At 57.8% G+C, this 21,861-nt stretch carries 22 protein-coding genes; 4 read left to right on the top strand and 18 right to left on the bottom strand.

The window, feature by feature from the left end:
* Positions 1-19: 19 nt before the first annotated feature.
* The 4 genes from NXF97_RS07700 to NXF97_RS07685 form a co-directional block, all read right to left on the bottom strand.
* The gene (locus NXF97_RS07700; RefSeq protein ID WP_022372834.1) at positions 20-832 is read right to left on the bottom strand and encodes an ABC transporter ATP-binding protein; all 813 of its coding nucleotides are present in this window, start codon (positions 830-832) and stop codon (positions 20-22) included.
* An 81-nt stretch (positions 833-913) separates the two neighbouring features.
* On the bottom strand, positions 914-1,939 hold the full coding sequence (locus tag NXF97_RS07695; protein ID WP_274955619.1) for an ABC transporter substrate-binding protein: 1,026 nt from the start codon (positions 1,937-1,939) through the stop codon (positions 914-916).
* A 474-nt stretch (positions 1,940-2,413) separates the two neighbouring features.
* A complete protein-coding gene (gene recR, locus NXF97_RS07690) occupies positions 2,414-3,037 on the bottom strand; it encodes a recombination mediator RecR (protein ID WP_274955618.1) in 624 nt (207 codons plus the stop codon).
* A 244-nt stretch (positions 3,038-3,281) separates the two neighbouring features.
* The gene (locus NXF97_RS07685) at positions 3,282-3,617 is read right to left on the bottom strand and encodes a transposase (protein ID WP_274955617.1); all 336 of its coding nucleotides are present in this window, start codon (positions 3,615-3,617) and stop codon (positions 3,282-3,284) included.
* Between the two features lie 109 nt (positions 3,618-3,726).
* On the opposite strand from NXF97_RS07685, the gene NXF97_RS07680 reads away from it, so the two are divergent.
* Entirely contained in the window at positions 3,727-4,020 is a 294-nt protein-coding gene (locus tag NXF97_RS07680; protein ID WP_022372974.1) for a KTSC domain-containing protein, read from the top strand.
* Positions 4,021-4,298: 278 nt separating this feature from the next.
* Positions 4,299-4,919, top strand: coding sequence for a transposase (locus NXF97_RS07675; protein WP_274955616.1), 621 nt, complete (start codon positions 4,299-4,301; stop codon positions 4,917-4,919).
* Positions 4,920-5,169: 250 nt separating this feature from the next.
* On the opposite strand, the gene NXF97_RS07670 is transcribed toward NXF97_RS07675, so the two are convergent.
* The 13 genes from NXF97_RS07670 to mpl all read right to left on the bottom strand — a co-directional run bounded on the left by NXF97_RS07670 (position 5,170) and on the right by mpl (position 19,304).
* Positions 5,170-5,907 (bottom strand): c-type cytochrome, encoded by a 738-nt coding sequence (locus NXF97_RS07670; RefSeq protein WP_274955615.1) that lies wholly within the window; start codon positions 5,905-5,907, stop codon positions 5,170-5,172.
* Positions 5,908-5,916: 9 nt separating this feature from the next.
* Complete coding sequence (locus NXF97_RS07665; RefSeq protein WP_274955614.1) at positions 5,917-7,287, bottom strand: NAD(P)/FAD-dependent oxidoreductase; 1,371 nt, start codon at positions 7,285-7,287, stop codon at positions 5,917-5,919.
* The gene (locus tag NXF97_RS07660) at positions 7,284-7,622 is read right to left on the bottom strand and encodes a c-type cytochrome (protein ID WP_074008813.1); all 339 of its coding nucleotides are present in this window, start codon (positions 7,620-7,622) and stop codon (positions 7,284-7,286) included. Before NXF97_RS07660 ends, NXF97_RS07665 begins: the two co-directional genes overlap by 4 nt.
* A 9-nt stretch (positions 7,623-7,631) precedes the next feature.
* Positions 7,632-8,780 (bottom strand): hypothetical protein, encoded by a 1,149-nt coding sequence (locus NXF97_RS07655; RefSeq protein ID WP_274955613.1) that lies wholly within the window; start codon positions 8,778-8,780, stop codon positions 7,632-7,634.
* A gap of 95 nt (positions 8,781-8,875) precedes the next feature.
* Positions 8,876-10,222 (bottom strand): c-type cytochrome, encoded by a 1,347-nt coding sequence (locus tag NXF97_RS07650; RefSeq protein WP_274955612.1) that lies wholly within the window; start codon positions 10,220-10,222, stop codon positions 8,876-8,878.
* Positions 10,223-10,725: 503 nt separating this feature from the next.
* A complete protein-coding gene (locus NXF97_RS07645; protein ID WP_274955611.1) occupies positions 10,726-10,998 on the bottom strand; it encodes a hypothetical protein in 273 nt (90 codons plus the stop codon).
* Between the two features lie 369 nt (positions 10,999-11,367).
* A complete protein-coding gene (locus tag NXF97_RS07640) occupies positions 11,368-11,880 on the bottom strand; it encodes a hypothetical protein (RefSeq protein ID WP_274955610.1) in 513 nt (170 codons plus the stop codon).
* A 12-nt stretch (positions 11,881-11,892) separates the two neighbouring features.
* On the bottom strand, positions 11,893-12,411 hold the full coding sequence (locus NXF97_RS07635; RefSeq protein WP_274955609.1) for a hypothetical protein: 519 nt from the start codon (positions 12,409-12,411) through the stop codon (positions 11,893-11,895).
* A 194-nt stretch (positions 12,412-12,605) separates the two neighbouring features.
* On the bottom strand, positions 12,606-14,099 hold the full coding sequence (gene mgtE / locus NXF97_RS07630; RefSeq protein ID WP_417042641.1) for a magnesium transporter: 1,494 nt from the start codon (positions 14,097-14,099) through the stop codon (positions 12,606-12,608).
* A gap of 254 nt (positions 14,100-14,353) precedes the next feature.
* Positions 14,354-15,166, bottom strand: a complete 813-nt coding sequence (gene aroE / locus NXF97_RS07625) for a shikimate dehydrogenase (protein ID WP_274955608.1) — start codon at positions 15,164-15,166, stop codon at positions 14,354-14,356.
* Between the two features lie 99 nt (positions 15,167-15,265).
* Positions 15,266-17,269 (bottom strand): ribonuclease catalytic domain-containing protein, encoded by a 2,004-nt coding sequence (locus tag NXF97_RS07620; RefSeq protein ID WP_274955607.1) that lies wholly within the window; start codon positions 17,267-17,269, stop codon positions 15,266-15,268.
* A gap of 4 nt (positions 17,270-17,273) precedes the next feature.
* On the bottom strand, positions 17,274-17,936 hold the full coding sequence (locus NXF97_RS07615; protein WP_274955606.1) for a YqiA/YcfP family alpha/beta fold hydrolase: 663 nt from the start codon (positions 17,934-17,936) through the stop codon (positions 17,274-17,276).
* A gap of 12 nt (positions 17,937-17,948) precedes the next feature.
* A complete protein-coding gene (gene mpl / locus NXF97_RS07610) occupies positions 17,949-19,304 on the bottom strand; it encodes a UDP-N-acetylmuramate:L-alanyl-gamma-D-glutamyl-meso-diaminopimelate ligase (protein ID WP_274955605.1) in 1,356 nt (451 codons plus the stop codon).
* Between the two features lie 101 nt (positions 19,305-19,405).
* On the opposite strand from mpl, the gene NXF97_RS07605 reads away from it, so the two are divergent.
* The gene (locus NXF97_RS07605) at positions 19,406-20,041 is read left to right on the top strand and encodes a hypothetical protein (RefSeq protein WP_274955604.1); all 636 of its coding nucleotides are present in this window, start codon (positions 19,406-19,408) and stop codon (positions 20,039-20,041) included.
* Here the strand turns inward: NXF97_RS07605 and NXF97_RS07600 are convergent.
* Positions 20,021-20,827, bottom strand: coding sequence for a hypothetical protein (locus NXF97_RS07600; RefSeq protein WP_274955603.1), 807 nt, complete (start codon positions 20,825-20,827; stop codon positions 20,021-20,023). The two genes, NXF97_RS07605 and NXF97_RS07600, sit on opposite strands and share 21 nt — an antisense overlap.
* A 551-nt stretch (positions 20,828-21,378) precedes the next feature.
* On the opposite strand from NXF97_RS07600, the gene accB reads away from it, so the two are divergent.
* Positions 21,379-21,843, top strand: a complete 465-nt coding sequence (gene accB / locus NXF97_RS07595) for an acetyl-CoA carboxylase biotin carboxyl carrier protein (RefSeq protein WP_274955602.1) — start codon at positions 21,379-21,381, stop codon at positions 21,841-21,843.
* Positions 21,844-21,861: the final 18 nt, after the last annotated feature.

Below are 21,861 nucleotides of genomic sequence, written 5' to 3'. Positions count from 1 at the left end.
TCTTTTTCTCCCTTTTCTCTTAACCCTGAAGCTGCCGCTTGTAGCCGCGCAGCACTTCTTCACGCAGAACCGACCAGATTGCGGTATGCAGTTCAATAAAGCGCGGCGTCACGCGGACTTCGGCCACGTCGCGCGGTCTCGGAAGGTCGATCACGAACTCGCCGATGGGGTGACTGCCCGGCCCCGCACTCATCACGATCACCCGGTCGCTCATCGAAATCGCTTCATCAAGGTCGTGCGTAATAAAGAGCACGGCCTTACGCTTGGCGCTCCAAAGCGTCAGAAGCTCGTTTTCCATCAGCTGCCGCGTCTGAATATCCAGAGCCGAAAACGACTCGTCCATCAAAATGATGTCCGGATCCATGATGAGGGTCTGCGCCATCGCCACACGCTTACGCATGCCGCCGGAGAGATGGTGGGGGTAACTTTCCTCAAAACCGGCAAGGCCCACGCGCTTAAGCCACTCCCGCGCCTGATCATGCGCCTTTTCCCGGGGCTCACCGCGGAAAATAAGACCGGCGGCGACGTTATCCAAAGCGCTCATCCAGGGCATGAGGCTGTCGGCCTGAAACATATAGCCCGCGCGTTTGTTAAGCCCCTCAAGGGGTTTGCCGAAAATCTTCACGGTCCCACAACTCGGCTGCAAAAGTCCCGCGCTCATATTTAAGAGCGTGGATTTGCCGCAGCCCGTGGGGCCCACGACGCTCACAAATTCCCCTTCGCCGATTGTGAGGTTGACGCCCTTTACAGCGGTGTACTGCGTGAGTTTTCCGCTGTCGTTGCTCACAAACGTACAGGCGATGTCACTGAGTTCAATGGCCGGTGTTGTCATTTTCTTTTTTGTTTGATCTTATGAAATGCAGTGCGGCGGGATGCGTTTTTATGTCCGAGGCGCATCCCGCAGTTTTAAAAATCAGGCCGGATAGCGCTTATTGGCTTCAATTGCAAACTTATTGGTGTAGACGGCATCCAAGTCCACCTTAAAGCCCGCCATCTTCGGATTGACGCTTTGCAGAGCCTTCAGAGAAATCGCCGGAGCGCCATCGGGGACGATCCCGTCCTTGGAGAGTGCCGGGCGGTTTTTGAGGAACCCGTCAATGTAAATGGCTTTGTTACCGAGGAAGTAGCTTTCAGGCACTGTCGCCGTGAGTTCTTCGGCGGTCGCTTTGGCAAGCCACTTGTCCGCACGCACCACGGCATTGGTAAGGCCCTGAATGATTTCGGGGTTTTTCGTGATGTAGCGCGTCGGGGCGTAGAGGCACCCGGCAACCATGGGGCCGCCGAAAATCTTGTCGCTTTCCTCGACCTTACGGGTGTCTGCGACGATACGGATGAGGTTGTCGCGTTCGAGCGTTGCAATCACCGGGTCAAGGTTTGTGAAGGCATCGATCTGGCCGGAGCGCATGGCGGCAACTGCGGCCGAAGAAGCGCCCACGCCGATAAAGGAGACTTCAGAGGGTTTCACACCTGCCTGACCGAGCACGAAGTTTGCAAGCACCTGAGAGCTTGACCCCGGCGCCGTCACGCCGATCTTCTTGCCGCGAAGATCGGTGAGCGACTTGTAGTCGGGCATCGTCTTGTTGCTCACGGCAAAGACAACCTGCGGGGCTCTGCCCTGCAGCACAAAGGACTGCATCGCCTGGCCGCGCGTCTGCATGGAAATCGTGTGCTCAAAGGCGCCCGAAACGATGTCGGCCGAACCGCCCACCACAGCCTGCAGGGACCTAGAGCCCCCCTGAAAGTCGATGATCTGCACATCAAGCCCTTCGTCCTTGAAGTACCCGAGGCGCTCGGCAATCGAAATCGGGAGGTAGTAGTACAGGGCCTTACCGCCCACGGCAATGCGCACACGGCGGTCTGCGGCAAAGACCGCGGGAGCACTCATCGTAAAGGTAGCGGCGGCTGCGGCGGAAAGAATCTGACGGCGGGTAAAGCTCATTTGATTTTCTCCAAAAACTAAAAAACGCACAGGTGAAACTTCACGTGTGCGTCTGAACAAACTCTGTAATTGTCTGCGGCTCTTCGTGCTTTGCCTTTTTACCGCCACTGCAGCCGGATAAAAACTTCCCCCCGACTGTCGTGTCTGCTTGAAGGCAGAACCGCAATGCGGGGGATGTCAATGTCAGTCACCGACGCACAGGTGCTTATCCCCCGCCCGCTTTAGCGGTAGGGATAGCAGACGCAGTAAAGCGGCGCTTGCGCTGCGCTTCATTGCATATGTCTGTGCGGTGGTCTGCATGGTAAAAACTGTGTTTCCTTTAATACCGAAAGGCTCCAGCCGCCTTTCAATGCGTGCAAGATAGCGCGCTCAAAAAAGGTTGTCAAAAATTTTTTGCGCTTCTGAGACATTATCCTTAGACAAATCCCGCAGGAAGGAAAAAATGCAGGACGACAACCGCGCCGCAGCGGAAAACTAACCTCGCCGTCCCGGCATCACCTTGCGGTCAACCACTGCTGCCGCAATACTCGCCGCATCCGTATATTCCACCTCAACGCCGGCAGGCAGCCCCCGAGCCAGACGCGTCACACGAAGTTCAGGAATATGGCGTTTGAGCGCAGCTGCCACCATGTGCGCGGTGGCCTCCCCTTCGGGCGTGTAGCTTGTAGCAATCACGACTTCCTTAACCTCAGGATCTGAAGCCTCTTCAATGAGCTTATCCACGCCGAGCTCCTTTGGACCGATTCCGTCCAAGGGATTGACGCGCCCCATAAGTACGAAGTAGCGGCCGCGGTAGGAGACACTGTCTTCAACAGCATTCTGATCCGCCGGCGTTTCCACCACACAAATGACCGAGCGGTCGCGGTCGGGCTGCCGGCAGATGGCGCAAAGCGGTTCCGTCGTGAGCGTATTGCACTGCGGACAACGGTGCACCTTCTCAATGGCTTCAGTCAAGGTGCGCGCCAGATCCATGCCGAGCGCACGCCTGCGGTCAAGAAGATCATCCACGAGACGCGCGGCAGATTTGGGCCCGAGCCCCGGCAGATCGGCAAAAAGATCCGTGAGATGCGAGAGCCGCTCATCGGTATTTAACGGCATGTGTCACCCTGGCATTGAAGTTGGCTGCCGCCGATTGTAATGCGTAGAAAGAAAGCTCAGTCCCGGAGGCAATACCACAAAGACCCGTCACATTCAGAACACTGCCTGCCGCTCCTCTCGTAAAGTCTTACCACCATCAATATATAAAAGGCGGGCCGCAGGGAGACCAGACAAGTAAACAACACCCCGTCTGAAGACGGGGGCTTTATTGTAACCGCATCACACGGCCCAACATAAGGCTGGTTTACATCAGCCCCTGTGCTGACAGCTGTCGGCACAGACCCTGCAGGTTGCGGCTCGCATTCAAGTCGCTGTGCGCAAGGTGACCACATTGGCTGCAGCGGAACCCGTGCTTATGGCGTTTGCCCGGTGCCCCGCACTGTGAGCATGTCTGGCTTGTATAGCACGGATCCAGGAAAACACACCGGATTCCAGCGGCTGCCGCTTTGTAAACAATCATCTCCTGCAACTCACGGAAAGACCAGCGGTGCAGTCGGCTTCTGATGCTTTTGCCGAATTCAACCGCTTTATCGGGTTGAATGCCTATCGGGAACTCGAACAAAAGTACGGCGTCAGACACTGAGACCGATTCCGCCACGGCCTCGTCTTCAGCCCCCGGCAGAAAAAGACTTCTGCAGGCAAATGGCGGATAATGAGACCATTGTCAGCGCATTTGAAGGAGTTTCTCCATGCAGAGAAGACCGATTCGCCGCGGCGGCATTCTTTCCGCGGGCTACGACCCCGAAAGGCGTCAGCTTGACATTGAGTTCGATACGCACCGCATCATGCGCTATGAGGATGTGGGCCAGGAAGTTGCAGACCGGTTTTTAACCTCGGCCGCTCCGGCCTCTTACTTTGCCGATGAAATTGACGGCGAGTACCCGGCGCACGAAGTCAATTCCAAAGAAGCCCGCAGTGCTTCACCGGCGCCCCGCAAAAAAGGTGTCCCCGAAGAATTAAAGCGGCTCTTTGGAGACGCGTAAACCGACCAAACCTCCCGTTCAGTCTGCAACCGGAAGATGTCCAAAAGCACCTTCCGGTTTTTCTGCATCAAGACAACAGAAATGCGGCTTAATTCCAAAAAGCCGCCATCGGAACAGCGATACAGCCATCCCCAAAGTCGCGGACCTGTTGGCCGCAATAAAAGACAAAAGCTCTTACCACTTTTTTACCCTGTTTTTCTTTAAACCAGCGGATGTGCCGGAAATCCTCATCGGTCGGTTATGTCATTGGGTTTTCGCCGAATCCGAAAACCCAATGAATGGTAAAAGAAAACGGTCTGAAGAATCCCCGCCGCAAGATGGTGAAACGCTACACCACGACCGGCATGGCTCACCGCACCATCGGCGAACTCGTCAATTACAAAGCTAAGTCCTGGAAGCAGGAACGTCGGCTCATCGCCCGACGACAGCATGACGCTCGTACCAACCAAATGGATCTGCGCCTGATTCAGACCAACATCAAACATGTCAAAAAGGGGGAAGACGGCTGGTACGGAAAGTATTCCGAGTACGGCGCAGCCAAGCTGTATGAAGACCTTTACTGCGGTCGGGCGGCTGACTGCGAACTCAATATCGCAGAATTTAAAACGGATTGCTTTGGCGGCAGAGCAAGTTCAACGCGCTTTTGCACCAACGGCTACCGCATGATATTGGGCATGGTGACATTGCTGGTGCTCAAGTTGGCCCGGCACTATCTCTTTGGTGTTGTGAAGGAAAGCGCGAAAAAAGCTGTACGTGTTTCCATTGCCCGGCTCAGAACCACTGTCATCCTGGTGACTGCTAAATGGAGCTCAACGATAAACACCGTCCGACTGACGCTGCCCTCTGTTTTGCCGGGAGCCCGCGAGCTGGGAGCGCTTTTCAAGATACCGATACTCTGACGCCTGAGCGTCCCCGACTCACAAAGCGTGCCATCGGGGGTTGGGGGCAATGCACCCAAAATCGGGCTCCGCGTGAATTTTTGCCATGATGCCCCCAGAATTTTCTCGATTTTTGATCTTGCACCAGCCTGCCTTTCTAAAAAATCAAGCTGCTGCAAAATTCAGGCTAGCCAGGAGGTACTGAGCCGTCCGGCTGCGACAAGCGGCCGGGCGGCTCTTTCCTTATGCCTCAACTATGCCTCAACGCTCCTTACGGCTTTGAGCCGGGACGTCCGGCCTGAGAGGCGTAGTAGACGGCAAGCGCGTTAATCTCGTCATCGGTGAGCTTCTGCACGAAGAAGCGCATTTCCTTCAGGATGTCGTTCGTGCGTCTTCCGTCGCGGTAGTCTCTGAGCTGGCCCGCAAGATAGGCCGGGTTTTGGCCGTGAATGACGGGCACGCTTCCGGTGGCCCTTCCTTTCCCCGTCGTACCGTGACAAGCCGCACACGGCGTGATCGCACGCTTGGGATCTCCCTTTCGGACAAGCCCGGAAACATCGATGCCTGAAGTGTCGACCATGTTCTTCTTGCCGACCTCAAGCTTCGTTCCGTCGGGGCCGGGAAGCATGGCGTACATGGCGGCGACGTCAGCGATCTGCTGATCGGTCATTGTTTTAACGGCCGCGACCATCAGTTTGGCGCGTTCGCCGCCCGAGCGGCGTCCGTCGCGATAATCCAGAAGCGCCTTGGCGGTGACCTCGAAGGGCTGTCCGGCGACATGCGGCCACGCGGAAGTCTGAGAAATGCCGTTCGGTCCGTGGCAGCTCCCGCAGAACTGCTTGCTGTGCACGGCAAAGCCGCCGAGCGGATTGGGTTCCGGAAGCGAGGCGACGACAGCATCGAACGCCTCGGGCGTGAGCGCAGGAGCGTCCGGATTTGCGGCCGGCGAAGCGGCCGCCATCACAGGCAAAGCCGCCATCATCAACATGCAGAGTTTTACTGCTTTCATCTTGTATCCTTAGCCGAAGCTGTCGGCCGTAATGGTGTTCATCCAGCTGTGCAGGTAATGTGCGGCAACGGCCTGCTCCTGCGGGCTCGCCGTCAGGAACTGATAGCGGGCTCGCGTATTGACTCGGGCGATTTTGCCGTTGACGATTCGGAAGACGTCGGCCACGAAAAGACCGTAGTCCTCGCCTGCAAGCGCATAGCAGGTGTTCGACCAGGCGGGCTCGGGAATCGGCCGGCCCGCGAGCTCCTCGACGATGGCGCGGGCCGTCGTCTTCGCCTGCGTATTGGCTGAAAAGCCCGACTTCGGCATGGCATCCGCGATGGACGCATCCCCGAGCACATAGACATCGGGAATGATCGAGCTCTCAAAGGTCCGGCGATCGACCGGGCAGAAGCCCGTCTTGTCGGCTAGATCCATCTCAAGCGCAATGTTTGCCGCACGCATCGGCGGAATGATGTTGATCACGTCCGCCTTGATCATGCCCGCTTCGGTCCGTACCGTCATGCCGGCTGCATCGAGTTCCAGAGGCTTGCCGCCGTCGTGCGCCTGAATCCACGCAAGCCGGCAGTCGTCGCGTGCGGGCTTTGCGTAGTTGGAAAGCTTCGCCGAATAATCGGCCGGGATCGGGAACCCGTAGAGGCGGTTCCAGCCGAGGATCATTGTTTCATCCGTCACGAAGCTGTTCTTCGGATCGGTGATGATGACCCTTGCGGTCGGATTGTGCTTTGCGCACCATTCGGTCACGAGCGCAGCGCGTTCGTACGGACCGGGCGGACAGCGGTACGGATTGGGCGGCGCAACGATGAGGAACGTGCCGCCGCTACGCATCGACTGAAGCTGATCGGCAAGGAGCTGCGTCTGAGGACCTGCGATCCAGCCGCTCGGGATTCGGGAGGCCGCCAGATCCGCGCTGTAGCCCGGCAGAGCATCGTAGAGAAGCTCGATGCCCGGCGAAACGATGAGCTTGTCGTAGGCATAACGGCTTGTTTTGCCGATCACGGTCTTTCTGTCGGCATCAAGACCGATGATCGTGTCGCGAACGACCTTGACGCCGTAGCGCTCGTGAAGCGCGTCGTATGAGACCGTGAGATCCTCCATTGTCACGGCGCCCGTCAGAAGTTCAGACGAGCCGTAATGGCGCACGAAGTTCGGATTCCGGTCGATCAGCGTAACGTGGATCTTCGGGTTGAAGATCTTGAGGTATTTGGCCGCGGTAGCGCCGCCGACGCCTGCGCCGACGATGACGATTGTTGCGCCGGCCGCAGGTGCGAGCGATTCGGCTGCCATCCTCGCCCAGGAAGTGCCGGCGGAAGTACCCGCGGCGGCAAGGGCCATGGCCGTCAGAAGGCGGCGGCGGTGAAGCATGACTGCATTTCTCATTTCTGCTCTCCCGTCTTGATGTTCGCAAAGAAGTCGGCCATGCGTTCGATTTCATCGTCGCCGTAGCCCTGAGCAATGTGGCTCATGATGGAAGACGGCCGCTTGAGGTTCTTGAAATCCTTCATCGAGATAATGAATTCGGCGGGCGGCATGCCGGCCAGCGGCACAAAGTTTTCACCCTTAACTTCTCCGAAGGTCCCGTGGCACGCGGCGCACGTATGCGCCAGAGAGTCGGCCCTGGGTTCGGACGAAGAAGCGTCGCCGCCGAGAGCACTCCCGGATGCTGCGCAGAAGAAGGATGCGCCCGCCGCTGCAATGATTTGCCTGATGTTCATGTTGTCTCCTTATCCGTTGATCACGATCCAGCCGATGATGAAGTAGCCGGCGACCCAGCAGATATGGGACGCAATGGCGAGGGTGCCTACGCGGGTGAGTCCGGAGGAAGGCGTGTAGAGATCCTTCGTCTGACCGCTCTTCCAAGCCAGTGTCAGAAGGTACGAAAGGTTGAGGCCGCCCAGGACGAGGAAGGTCACGAAGAAGATGGCGGTGCTCGGCCAGTCCATCGTGATCTTGTAGTCGAGCGCATTCCAGCCGACGGCGTCAAGCAGCGTGACGAAGCGGAGCACTTCGCGAACGGCGGCGAGCACAATCGTCATGATGATCGTCATGCCGAATGCCATGTAGTTGCAGAAAATGCAGAGCTTGCGCTTTTTCTGAATGAAGCTCATGGCGCCGAAGTACGCGATCGGGACCAGCGCAATCCACATCCAGACGGACGTGCGGAACCATTCCATGTTTTCAGGAAGCGCCGCCATCCAAAGCGCGCCGGCAGCGAGGACGAGCACGGCGCCTGCCTTGGCCATGGCGTGTGCAAGGCCTTCGATGAAGTCGACGTAGCCGTAGTCCGTCTCGCCCGAAGAGAGGAGATAGCGGCGCATGCCGAAGAGCCAGGCGGCCGTGACGGGAAGGCTCAGCAGCAGGAAGAACGCCAGACGTCCGATCGTGAGGCTGTGAAGTTCCCGGCCGTAGGGCACGATCGTGCCGCCGGGAGCGTACCAGTTCATCCATTCCGCGGGCTGAAGCGACTGATTGACGACCGCGTGCATGATGGCGCCGCAGACGATCATCAGAAGGAGCGAGCCGGCCAGCCAGAAGCCGCCGCGCGGTGCGCCCGGACGGCTCGACGGCGTGCCGTCGTCCGCATATGAATGATTCAGACCGTACCAGCGGTAGAGCGCCAGATAGGCGACCGTGAGAACGGCAAGGAAGCCGAGAAGCCACCAGGCCGAAATCACGTTCGATGTGTACCAGAACGGATCGTAGATGACCTGAACGAAGAGCAGCGGCGCGACGCCCAACACGATGGCGACCGAGACGGCAGCCTTGGCGGTCGTGCCCAGCGCGCCGGAAAGTCGCTGCCAGTACGGATTCGAAGAGAAGCTTCCCACAGCGGCAAGGCCTAGCGTGCCAAGCATCACATTGACTGCCGTCATGTGAAGCGCGAACGTTACGACGCCGAGCACGAGGAAGACGAGCGGATGAGCCGGCGCGCCCGCAGGATCCATCAGCGCCAGAAAAAGGGATTCATTCATTTGGCGTCTCCTTTCTTGACAAGAGTTTCGATGTAGGCGGCCATGGCTTCACGCTCCGCTTCGGGGAGCGGAACCGCGGGCATGTAGACCGTGTGGCCGCGATGCAGGCCTGCTCCTAGATAGTCGGCGATGAAGCGCCGGTCTGCATCGGACGGGAAGAAGCGCTCAAGCGGCCGAATGCCCGTGGAGGTGAGCGAATGACAGTTGCTGCAAAGCGTGAGCGCAAGCACGCGGCCGGCTGCGACCTCGTTTTCAGGCGTCACCCTGCGAAGGCTTTCCGGCACGAACGGATGCTGAGCGAGAATGCCCTTCTCCGCCATGCGCGGCAGTTCGCTTTTGATGCCAAGAGCCGGAACATCGCGCCCGATGATCTGATTGCCGTAGACATACTGGCCAGCCACCCACGGCTTGCGGATGATTTCGCGAGCCGTCTCCTCAGGCGCAAGACCGAGGACGAGAATGACGATCGTCATGACGCCGGCCAGCCACGGACGCAGAACCGCGGGCTTCCAGGCGGTGATGATGAAGTACGCGGCGGAGACGGCCACCGAAGCCGCCATCATGAGGCCGAACTGCTCGGGCAGGCGCGTGGCCGCCAAATCATGCGCCTCGGCCGGAATCGTGGACAGATACCAGTTGAAGGCTAGACAGCCGAAGAACGTGCCGATGAGGCCGGCAGCCGAAAGAATGCGCACGATCGCCCTGCGGTCGTCCGCATCGCGGATGCGCCCGGCCACCATGCCGCCGACGACGCCGGTGATGGTGAGCATGAACATGAAGCGCGCGGCCACCTGAGCAAAGGTGTTTTCGCCGAAGAAGGCATTGAGCACGCCGCCCGTCTGATGCCAGTCGGCCTGACCCGGCCACAGCATGAAGGAGAGAATGCCCGCAATCACAAGCAGCGTTGCGACGGACGAGAGCCCGAAGATCGTCGCAATCCGCGTATGGGTCTTCGGATCTACGCGGCCGGCCAGATAGACAAGCAGATAGACGCCGACGACCTCAATGAGGAAGAACACCCATTCGCTCGCCCAGAGCCAGACGAAGCTGTGAATTAGAGCGGAAATGCCGCGCGGGCTCGCAACTGTTGCGGCAAACCAAATGCCAGGCCCCGTGATGGAACCCAGCACGTAGCTGAAGATGAGAAGAAAGAGACCGTAGCGGCGAATGAAGCTGAGATAAACGGGCCGGTCCTTGCGAACGGCATAATTGGCCAGCCACGCAAACAAGATGCCGCCGCCAACCGAGGCGTGAGAGAAGAGAACGTGAATCGTGGCAATGAAGCCGATGATCCAGCCGCTTCCGACACCCGGTTCAAACCAGGTCGGATAGAGTCCGAGCATATATTGCTCCTGAAGAAACGTTTGAAAGACTTTTAAGGTCGCGCTCATTCCAAAATTATCGCGAATGAGAGCAACTCCTAATTTTTCCATCAAGCGATCTTCGAATGCATTTCGGGTTTATCCGTATGCACGTCATTTAGCCTACATCAGCCGGTCTTCTTTCAAATAATTGTCTTCGCCTGCACCGCTGTCTGTTTTAGCTGTTTGTAGACGAGTCTGAACAACAAATTGCTCCTAACGACGTAGTCGTCTAATCCTAATTGTCTTCGCCTGCACCGCTGTCTGTTTTAGCTGTTTGTAGACGAGTCTGAACAACAAATTGCTCCTAAAGACGTAGTCGTCCAATCCTTTTGGACATCGAAAAAACAAAGGGATATAAGATTTTCCTATTGAAGCTTTAGCCTGCATTTTGCACCAGCTTGATTTTTCAAAAAGGCAGGCTGGTGCAAGATCAAAAATCGAGAAAATCCTAGCTCTTCGTGCATAGTTGTGGGTAAAAAAAATCAAGCAACTACACCGGAAGGCTGTTGTTTAGCGGGCTTTCCGGAGACAGCATGGTTTGGCAAAGGGATCACCAAATTTGAGCAGCATAAAAGCACCTTTGCCTTGAGATTTTCAACATTACGAAACCGGCGCCGGCAACGGTATCCCCGGGTGGCGTGAACCTGGACCACTGCAGATTTTGTACCGTCAGTTTCTTGGAAGAATTCGATGTCCTCGACGACGGTGCTTTTGACATTGAGAAGATGCTTGAATAAAGTGGTGTCCAGAGCCATTCCGGTCCTTATTTTGTGAGTGTAGACAGCCACAACTTTAAAAACTGTGAATGGCTTTTTTGTTAATGAAATCTGAAGAAAGGCCGGCAGTCGTGCTGCTCGCCATGCCTATTCGGCGGCCGTTACGGAGAGAGCCCCCGGTAATCGCGCAGGTATGCAGCGTAGCGAGTACCGGGGGCTCTCTCCGTATTTGTTAACAGGCTCTTGTTGCCCAAAATCGGGGGACTAACTACCCACACATATGCCCGAAGAATCATTTTTACGCGCGCATTTGTGTAAAAGCCACCCCGTCCTCCAACACTTTCCCCGTCCGGCTCTTTGAGTCACCGTCGGGAAAAGCGGCTTTACGCGCTTTGAGTGCAACTGACGTTATTTCACGTCAGCCTCCCGACCTTCCTTAATCGCCTGGTTTTTCGCGCGGATGCGCTCCACCTTGGCGCGCTCAGCATCAATCTTTGTGTCCACAAAATCCTTGGCACGCTTGGCGGTTTCATTGTTGATCGCTGCGTCAGCGCCCACTGCGGCACGCTTTTTCTCCACGTCAAGGCGCAAAAGCTCCATCTCAAGCGCCGCCTTTTCATCGGCTCGCTTTTCAGCCTTCGCGGCCTTACGGGCACGTTCCTTCGCGGCAGCACGCGCCGCGGCATCCTTTTTCGCCTGAGCGGCGGCCGCAGCCTTTGCGCGCGCCTGAAGTTCGGCCCGAGCCGCAGCCTGCACTTCCTGATAGTTCTGTTTAACAGCCTGAATCTGCGCGTCCACCGGGGAAATGCCCGAAGGCACATAGTCGGGCGGCACGCTGCCCGCGGTCTGTGCGAGCACCACTGAGGCCGCCAGAACGGAGAGAGCGGCCGAGCATACCTTCACCATTACTTTCATCGTCATCACCTCAAACCGTTACTTTCTCGGACAGCCGTAGGGGTTGTTGGGCTGAATACGGGTTTCGTTGGGCGAGGGCGACACCATGATGGCCGTCCCGGTCTTAAATTCGCAGACCTGGCCTACCTGGGCGGAATTAAACATGCGGTTGCCGTCACGGAAGGTGATCTGCACGCCGTTGACGAGTTCCTGACGGCCGCCGCCCGCGGCCTGGCCGGCTAAGCCGCCGATTGCACCGCCCGCAAGGCCGCCCGCGATCTTATTTGACGTGGAGTGGCTGCCCTGATTGGCGATCACGGTGCCGGCGATCGCCCCGAGAAGCATGCCGATATTACGGGCATCCGTACGGTTGTCGCTGTTGGTGACGGCAACACGCGCCGGAACCACCGCGATGATTTCAACGGTCTTTACTTCCTGCGCCTGATTGACCATCGGAGCCGTATAAACGTCTGAGCGGTAAAGCGAACCGTCCGAAGCACAACCCGTTGCAAGCGCGGCACTCACAAGCATCGCGGGCAAGAGAAGTTTCTTTGTCATTTTTATTTCCTCTTTTTGGGGCCGCTCCCCTGAAGGCAAAGCAGCCGGGCCGGAGTAAAACTCGCAGCCGGATTCATGGTTTTGGAAATAATGTACCGCATTTGCGCGCAGAGGACACGGTTAAAGCCCAGGCATTAACACTGCGCAACAAATCTTTGCACTGCCGTGTCGTTTTTTAGCCGCAGTGCGCCGGGTTACCGGAAAAAGACCGTGGCGAGTCCGAGGAAAATCAGAAAGCCCCCGGAGTCGGTGGTAAATGTGAGAAGGACCGAACCGCCCATCGCAGGATCCCGCCCGCAGGCTTTCAGTATCAGAGGCACCGCCAGGCCCACGGCCGCCCCCACGATGATGTTTAAAAGCATCGCAAGGAACATCACAAACCCGAGGAGCATCCCCTGAGAGCTGTTGAAGTAAAGTCCCCAGGCACAAAGTCCTGCGATGGCGCCCCACAAGAGGCCGTTGATAAGCGCCACAACAAGTTCTTTTTTCAGGAGGTCAAAGCGGTTGGCGTCGGTGACCTGGCCCATTGCCATTGAGCGCACCAAAAGCGTGAGCGTCTGGTTACCGGAGTTGCCGGCCATACCGGCCACAACCGGCATCAGAGCGGCAAGCGCCACCACACGCTCAATCGTGCCGTCAAAGGCCGTAATCACGCGGGACGCGAAAAAGGCCGTGCAGAGGTTGACGCCCAACCACACCCAGCGGCTCTTGGCGGCATCCCAGACACTGCCGAAAATATCCTGATCATCATCAAGGCCCACCGCCGCGTATGCGTCTTCATCGCTTTCTTCACGGATAACGTCAACGACTTCGTTCACGGTAAGACGCCCTACGAGACGCCCGGACTCATCCACGACCGGCGCGCTCACCAGGTCATAACGTTCGAAGGCCTGTGCGGCATCTCCTGCGTCATCCAGAGGGTTTAAGGTGAGAATATCGGTGCGCATGAGGCTTGAAACCGAAGCCTCAGGCTCGTGCACAAGAATCTGGCTTACCGCTAAAGACCCCTTGAGTTTTCCCTGACGGTCAACCACAAAGACCTGGTCGGTATGGTCCGGCAACGAATCAAAGCGACGCAGAAACCGCAGCACAATCTCAAGCGTCACCTCTTCGCGGATGGAGAGCATCTCAAAGTCCATGCGCGCACCGACGCTCTCCTCGGGGTAACTCATCGCGGCGCGCAGCTGTGCGCGCTCTTCGTGCGAGAGCCCTTCCTGCACTTCCGCGACAACGTCAGGCGGCAGGTCTTCCACGAGGTCGGCGATTTCGTCGGTATCGAGCGTTTCAACCGCGTCAACGAGTTCATCGCGGTTCATCGCCTCGATGAGGGTCTCGCGCACGCCGTCATTGACTTCAACGAGAATATCGCCTTCACGGTCGCCGTCAACCAGCTGCCAGACGGCGAGGCGGTCATCCTGCGGGAGCGCTTCAAGCACGTAGGCGATGTCAGCCGGATGCAGGTCCGCGAGGACCTCCTTTAAGGCTTTCTTTGCTGTTTCCCCCAGGGGCGTCGCGTCCCCCCTGACGTCAGACGCAGGAACTTTCTCGCCGCTTTCGTCCTGCTCGTCAAAGATCTGGGAGATCCGCTCCAGAGCCCGGCTTGCTTCATCCGGGTCTCGCGCCGGCGCTTCGTCCTCACTGCGGGACTGCTGTGCAAGCCGCATCTTTTCAGAGTCGCTTTCTGCCATCGCCAAACGTCCTGCCGGAGGATGAATAAAAAAAGGAGAAGCCGCGTCACCGTCACAAAGGCAGCACGGCCAGACAAACCCGCCGCAGATACGAAAGGTTGCGGCGCGGTTAAACCGCAGGCATTGTAACCACAAAAACCGCGGCTGAGGAGGTGTGTTTTTCCTCCCGCATGCCCCCTCATATCGGGGTTTGCAGACAGCAAAAAGCCGGCTTCCAAAGAAACCGGCTCTTTGTCGGAAAACCGCCTCAGGCCTTAGCCGTGCAGCGCCTTTCTGAGCGTTTCGTACACGCCCTTCGTTTCAGGCATCTTACCGTGCCAGACACGGAAGGATTCCGCAGCCTGTTCAACGAGCATTCCGAGGCCGTCCTCGATGCGCTTCACACCGGACTCAGCCGCAAGACGCATAAAGGGCGTGGGCTCGGCCGCGTAAAAGAGGTCGTAGGCCAAAGCGCAGTTTTTAAAGGCCGTGTTGGGAACGGCGGGCGCGGCGTCAGATAGCCCCGCACTCGTGCAGTTCACCACGAGGTCAAAGCCCCCTGCTGCGGTTTCCGTGAAAAGAAGGGGCTTCACGCCGAATTCCTTCACAAGATCATCAACGCGCGAAGGCGTTCTGTTGGCCACGCAAAGCGACGCGCAGCCCTTGTCCTTTAACACGGCAAGCAGACCGCGGGCAGCGCCGCCGGCGCCGAGAATCAAAACCCGGGCGCCCTTAAGGGCAAAGCCGCAGCGCTTTTCAACGTCGGCAACAAAGCCCGCGCCGTCGGTGTTGTCACCCACAGGGCGGTCATCGTAAAAGCTGATTGTGTTGACGGCGCGCGCCGCGCGGGCACGGTCGGAAAGCACCTCGCAGTAGTCTGCGGCATCAAGCTTAAAAGGCACCGTCACGTTGATGCCCGTGGGCTTTTCCTTAAGGCACAGCGCCCCCATGCCTTCGGCGAAACGGTTGTCTTCAAAAGCGCGCGCCTCATACGTCATTTCGATGCCGAACTGTTGGGCAAAAGCCTTATGAATGGCAGGCGACAACGAATGACTGACGGGATTTCCAACGACAAAATAGCGGTTCATACGCCCTATCCTTTGCTGTCCGCGGATCCTCGTAAAGCAGCGGTTCGCCGCGTTCAGCCTTCTATTAACAGATGTTCGCGCCGACTGTGTCGACACACCTTATTTGTCAGGACTATTTTGCCCGATTTCAGCCGCACTTTGGCTGTCTTTTGTCACATTTTCCTCAGTCTGAGGAACGTCCGTCTGCGCAGCCGCCGCGTCATCGTCTTCCTCATCGTCAACGTCACCGAGACCGGCCGACTCAGGCAGCACTTCAATGAGTTTGGTTTCGAGCACAAGCTCAATGTAGTCAAAGCCCAGCACGGCAAGCCGCACACGGCGTCCGCGCTCAAGTTCAGGCAGCCCCGGAATACGCTGCACAAAGGGGAAATCCTCGGCGCGCACAAGGTCTTCCTTGATCACCGCGGCCGTAATTTCCTTTAACCCTTCCTGCTCGATCCACCGGAGTGCCCAGTAGCGTTCCAGCCGTCTTTGGAAATCGTTATAGGCGTCGTAGAGCCCCTCAAAGCGGCTCACGATCGTAAAAAAGTCCGCGTCGTTACCCTGATACACGGGGTCTGCGCCCTGCACGGCCGCAATGATCTGACGCTGATTGACCATATCGACATAGCGGCGCAGCGGAGAGGTTGCCCAGGAATAGCGCACCACACCGAGCCCGTCGTGCGGCCCTGGAACGGTGCTCATTTTGACGCGCCCCATGCGCTGACTGCGGTAAATACCGGCATAGCCGTGCTCTTCAAGCCAAAGACCCCAGGTGGAGTTGGCAAAGATCATGAGTTCGGCAACCAAAAGGTCAATGGGGGCACCGCGCTTGCGGGGTTTGAGCGTCACATGAGCCTTATCCTCTTCACCGTCCAGAACAAAGCTCCACTCAATGCGGCCCAGAATTTCGGGCTTGCCGCGCACCTCCTCGCGCTCGGCGAGCCGCGCGCGGGCAAAGTGCCAGAGAAACTCCACCGCACGGGCGTGCGGGATCGTGAGCGCGTGATTGATCATCATCTCATCGGTGATCTCGGGCTCAAAGGTGTCGTAGCGCAGATTCGTTTTGACGGCAATGCGTTCAAGCCGCGTTTCCGTACCGTAAATCACCTTGGCGTCGTCGCTGACCGTCACGTAAAGCGACACGCAGGGCACAAGCCGCCCCTCATCAAGGCTTGCGGCCTTGACCCAGGCCTCCGGCAGCATCGTGGTCTTTAACCCCGGCCCGTAAACGGTGGACATACGGTTTCTCGCAAGCCGGTCAATGGCGCTGTCGCGCGGCATGATCAGTGCCGGTGCCGCGATATGAATGCCGATGCGTTTTTTGCCGTCGGGCAGGTCCGTGACGCTTGCCGCATCATCGATTTCCGTGGTCTGAGAGTCATCGATGGAAAAGGCTTCGACCTCAGCAACCGGCAGATCTTCCGGGATTGCAGGCACCGCCGGCACTTCGGCAAAACCGGTGCCTTTGGGAAAATATTCAAAGTAAAAGCCCTTCACAAGCCAGTGCCAGGGACTCGGGATGATGCCGAGATTAAGCATCAGCCTTAACGCGCTCATATGCGCGTTGTCCGCGGCTTCCGCAAGCGCCTTCCACTCGATGCTGTTTTTATCGGGCTTAATCAGAAGACCGTAGGGATTTGCGGCAATTTCCGCGGGCACTCTGCCTTCTTCGAGTTCCTGCGTCATCGCTTCGCGCCTCTTTTCCATTTCCTCGCGCTTTTTGACGGCTGCCAGCGCCCGCTCGAGAATATCAGCGGGGGCTTTACGGTAGTTGCCGCGGCCCTTGCGGTAAAAGTAGACGGGGTTGCCGTGCAGAGCGAGCAAAACCGCGGCGCGCTCAAAGGGTTTGGGGGCCGTGAAGTAGTCGGCGGCAATCGCCTCGTACCCGAACTCCTCATCGGGCGCAACCTCCCACAGGAAGGCCGGATCAAGCTCCGCGGCCGTCGCCTGTGCTTTTTCCATGAATTCGGCCGCACTCATCCCGTCAAACTCGAAAAAGACGTGCCCGCCCTTAACCTTGGTGCGCCGCCCCGTAGGAAGCTCCGCCTGATAGGCCGTACCGTCCTTTTTCAGAACGTTACCCGCCTTAAAAACACCGTCTTCTTCAAAAAATAACTGCATGGCTTTAGTGCCTTTCGTTGCGAAGGTTGTCCGAAAGAATACGCTTTTGCGCTTCGCCCGCGCTGATGGCGGCACGCTTTAAAGGAAGTGTCCCGTTAACGAGGAAATCCGTAAGGGCGTCAGCATAGCGGTCAATGTCAGAGACAGCATGATCCGACCCTTCAATCACATACTGCGGTGAGGCGGGATAGGCCCGCAGGGCCTCATGCCAGTCAAGCACTTCGTCGCCGGTGGTCACCGTCACCAAAACCTGCTGCGGCGAAGCAAAAGCACCGGGCCGCATGGCTTCCAGGGACTGCGCAAAGTCCGGCCTGATAAGAAGTGTGCGGCCGTCGGCTGTCTTTTGCTCCCCGAGATACTTTTCCACGAAAAGCCAGGGGCGCACTGCGGGGTTGATAAGAAGCGTTCTCACGGGCCTTCGGCCTGCAAGCCACGCGGCATAAAAGCCCCCGAGGCTTGAGCCGATCACGGCAACGCTCTCCGCAGACTCACCCCGCAGCAGATCATCAAGCAGAAACGGCAGACACCTCGGATCCGTCACGTTTAAGTCCGGTGCCTTGTAAGTAAGGCCCCGCGCGCGGGCTTTTTCACCAAATACCCGGCCTTTAAGCGACGCGGGCGAGGATAAAAACCCGTGCAGGTAAATGATCGTTTTAACAGAAGACATGATGGACCGTACTCACGCTTTCTGCGCCGTTGCCGCGAGTTCCTTTAAGAGTTTGGCGTGAATACCGCCGAAACTGCCGTTACTCATGCAAAGAATCACGTCGCCGGCGCGGGCCCTGCGGCAAATGTCCTCAATCATCGGCGTCATGTCGCCTCTGAAGGTTTCGGCTTTTTCCCCCAGGGGCAAAAGCGCTTCGTGCGTATCCCAGTGCACGGCGTCTCCGGCCCAGCAAAAGACGCGCTCTGCGCCCGCAAGCGCTCCGGCAAGCTGCGCCTTCATGGTTCCCAACTTCATCGTGTTGCTGCGGGGTTCGAGCACCGCAAAGATGCGGCGCTGCGATCCCACCTTCTGGCGCAGTGCGGCAATCGTTTCGCGGATCGCGGTCGGGTGGTGCGCAAAGTCGTCAATCACGGTGACGCCTCTCACTTCGCCCTTTACTTCCAGGCGGCGCTTGACGCCCGCAAAGTGTGAAAGCGCTTCAAGCGCCGCCTTCGGATCAACGCCTGCGTCACGCGCGGCTGCGATGGCCGCCGTCGCGTTTAACGCGTTATGGTGACCGGGAAGCGCCATCTCAAGCTGTCCCACGGGATTTCCGGCAAAACTCACGTTGCGCGCATCGTCCACCGTCCAGCCGCCCTCGCGGTCGAAAAATTCCGTACGGCTCCAGCAGCCCATTTTGAGCACTCTGTCGAGGGCCTCACAGCGGCCGTTTACGACAACGAGCCCCTTTTCAGGCATCGTGCGCACAAGATGATGAAACTGCTTTTCAATCGCCGCGAGGTTTTCAAAAATATCGGCGTGGTCGTACTCGAGGTTATTTAAAACCGCGGTTCTCGGACGGTAGTGCACGAACTTACTGCGCTTATCAAAAAACGCCGTGTCGTATTCGTCCGCTTCAATCACAAAGTGCCGGCCGCTGCCGAGCCGCGCTGAAATGCCGAAATCGTCGGGCACGCCCCCGATCAGAAACCCCGGTTCAAGCCCCGCGTAATCGAGAATCTTTGCCACCATTGAGGTGGTCGTGGTTTTGCCGTGGGTGCCGGCAACGGCAATCACGTGCCGCCCCTGAAGAATGTTCTCGCACATCCACTGCGGGCCCGAGGTGTAGGGGGCGCCAGCGTCAAGAATGGCTTCAAGCAGGGGGTTGCCGCGGCTCACGGCGTTACCGATCACCCAAAGGTCGGGTTTCACGGCCATCTGTTCGGCACCATACCCTTGCGTGAGCTCAATGCCGGCAAGCTTTAACTGGTCGCTCATCGGCGGATAGACGTTGGCATCACACCCCGTCACCGTATGCCCGGCGTGCACCGCAAGCTGGGCCACACCGCCCATAAACGTACCGCAGATACCCAAAATATGAATGTGCATGAAACCACCTGTGCCCGATAAAATCCGAGTGCCGCGCCATTGTACCGCCCGAACCCGGAGCATTTGCCGGCGTTTCCCGATTGTTTTTCTGAGACTCTTCTGTGTTTGACAACAATCCTGAATTTCTCACCGCCGCCGATGACCGGCGTCTTGAACTCGCGGCCCGGGCCGCTGCGCTTATTGTGGACGACGGCATGAGCTGGGCTGAAGCGCGCGAACGCATCACGGGGGATCTGCGGGGAGCAAGGCACGCTCAGTGTCCCTCATCGGCTGAAATCGAGTCGGCCGTGCGCGAGCGTCACGCCGTTTTTAATCCCGAAGGACATGCGGCACTTCTGAAAAAGCGCAGGCTTCTGGCGCTTGATGTCCTCGAAAGGGTTTTTGCTGGCTTTGACGCGTGGCTCACCGGTGCCGTTTTAAACGGCGCCGCCACCGGAGAGAGCAATATCGCCCTGGCGATTTTCTGCGACGACGTTAAAAGCGTGGAAGTGGCTCTGATGAACGCCAACCTTACGTTTGAAGCGATGGAATCGGTCGCGAGCCCCATGCCCGAGCCGCTTGAAACGATTGCGGTTCTCATCCCCGACGGCAGGGAGCGTGTAGGCTGCCTCATTGAAGTGCATTCCACCAAGTCAATCGGCATCAATCCCTTTAAGCGAGAACCCGACAGTCATCAGAAGGCCTGGGAAGCTGCGGGCCGCATTACGGCCGCCAAACTAAGGCAGGAACTCATCTGAGCTTATACCGAGCAGTCTGCACATCGCCCGGTAATCGTTAACGAGTTTGGTTTTGTCGATGAGACAATCTTCCTGCGTTCTCAAAAGGTACTCAAGATCGCTGCTCTCGAAATAGCTGAGAGCGTTGCTGATATCAAATTTCCTTTCTTCCGAAATCCGGTCAAAAAAGAGCCGGACGACAAAAGCCAGGTCATACAGATCCCGAAGATGTCTGCTGCGGTTAAAGGCAAAACACGCCCGGGAAGCTAAGGTGTTCGGCTCACTGACACGGATGCCGCGGATCACCGGTGTCGGAACAGCCCGGGCCTTACGGTAGCTGACAATCACCCGCAGTTCGTCCGTTGCGCTGCGGATAAGAAACTTGCGCCGGATCAAGACCTCATTGATCAGAGACAGGCTGACGCTGCGGGCTGCGCAAAAGCGGCGCAGCACCCCGGCCGCTTCGCCGCCGGAACAGACAAGTTCCAGATTCTCCGCGGGTCTCTCAAGCCCGTAGCAAAGCGCGAGCGCCGCCTCCCTCGTCACGGTGAGTTGGTCGACGGCCTGCGTTACAAAAGTTGCGCAGTCTTGGAGAAACGCCGCGTGCGTTGCCGGTAAGGGCATGCGGCGGATAACCTCAAACGGCGTCTCCTCTCCGTAGCCTTCCAGAAAATCCAGCCATTCGGCGCCGTATTCCCGGCCCATGAACGCCGCAATCTGCGGCCAGCGCCCGGAGCCCTTCAAAAGCAACACTTTCTCAAAAACCTCCGGCGTGTATTGGTCCGCGCAGATAAAGTCATTTTTCATTCCGCCCGCCGAACGGAACCGACCATCCGCGATGAGATCCAAAAATGCCCGGATATGGTTGGCCCGCTTTTGCACACCGGATGCTGGGGCACAAAGCTGCAGTCTTCGATACCGTAGGCTCCGAAAACGCTTTTCTCCGTATCAGCCGTCTCCGGCCGCTCCCAGTTAAGCGCCGAAGAGTGCCAGTCGCCCTGTGGTCTCAAGGCTGCAGGGCAGATTGAGCGCGTAAACACCCGTAATGTATTGCACGGCAAAAAATCCTTCTGCAAAGATCCCGAAGTTCGCCCAACGCTGTGTTTTTCGAATTTCGTCCGAAATACGCAAATTTCGGAGAAAAAAGGCCCTATTTGCTCCCATCCGTACGGATGATCCCCAACTTTTCACGCGTTTTTCTCAAACCGCGGCGGCTATAATTTCCGGACAAGGGGCCATTGTTCTGAGAAATTTTGGCTTCTTTCGATGAAATTAACAACAATTCAGTGCATTTTCGGCATTTGCCGGCTCACTGTCCGCGAAAAACGACACTCATTCTTTACGACGGGGATAAGCCCATGGATCTGAGAAAACTCAAAACGCTGATTGATCTTGTCAGCGAGAGCGGCGTTGCCGAACTTGAAATCCGCGAAGGCGAAGATCACGTCCGAATCGTCAATCCCACGCGTGCGTCCGCTGCCGCCGCCCTCCAGCCGCAGACCGTCATTACGGGTGCGGGCGCCGCGGCGCCCGCACCTGCCGCTCCGGTTGCTACCGCAGCCCCCGCGCCTGAAGCACCGGCCGCGGAAAAGAAGACTATCAATTCGCCGATGGTCGGCACCTTCTACCGCTCGCCCTCCCCGGGGGCCAAGCCCTTTGTGGAAGTCGGCCAGAAAGTGACCGCGGGCGACACGGTCTGCATCATTGAAGCCATGAAGCTTTTAAACGAAATTGAAGCCGAAACCGACGGCGTGATCCGCGAAATTCTCGTGGAAAACGGCTCTCCGGTTGAATTCGGTCAGCCGCTCTTTGTGATCGACTGATGTCTGCAGGCGGCCCGT

Source organism: Duodenibacillus massiliensis (assembly GCF_928721995.1).
GTDB classification, from domain to species: Bacteria; Pseudomonadota; Gammaproteobacteria; order Burkholderiales; family Burkholderiaceae_F; genus Duodenibacillus; species Duodenibacillus massiliensis.
The sequence above is the reverse complement of the archived record's forward strand: the minus strand, read 5'-3'. Positions and strand labels throughout refer to the sequence as shown.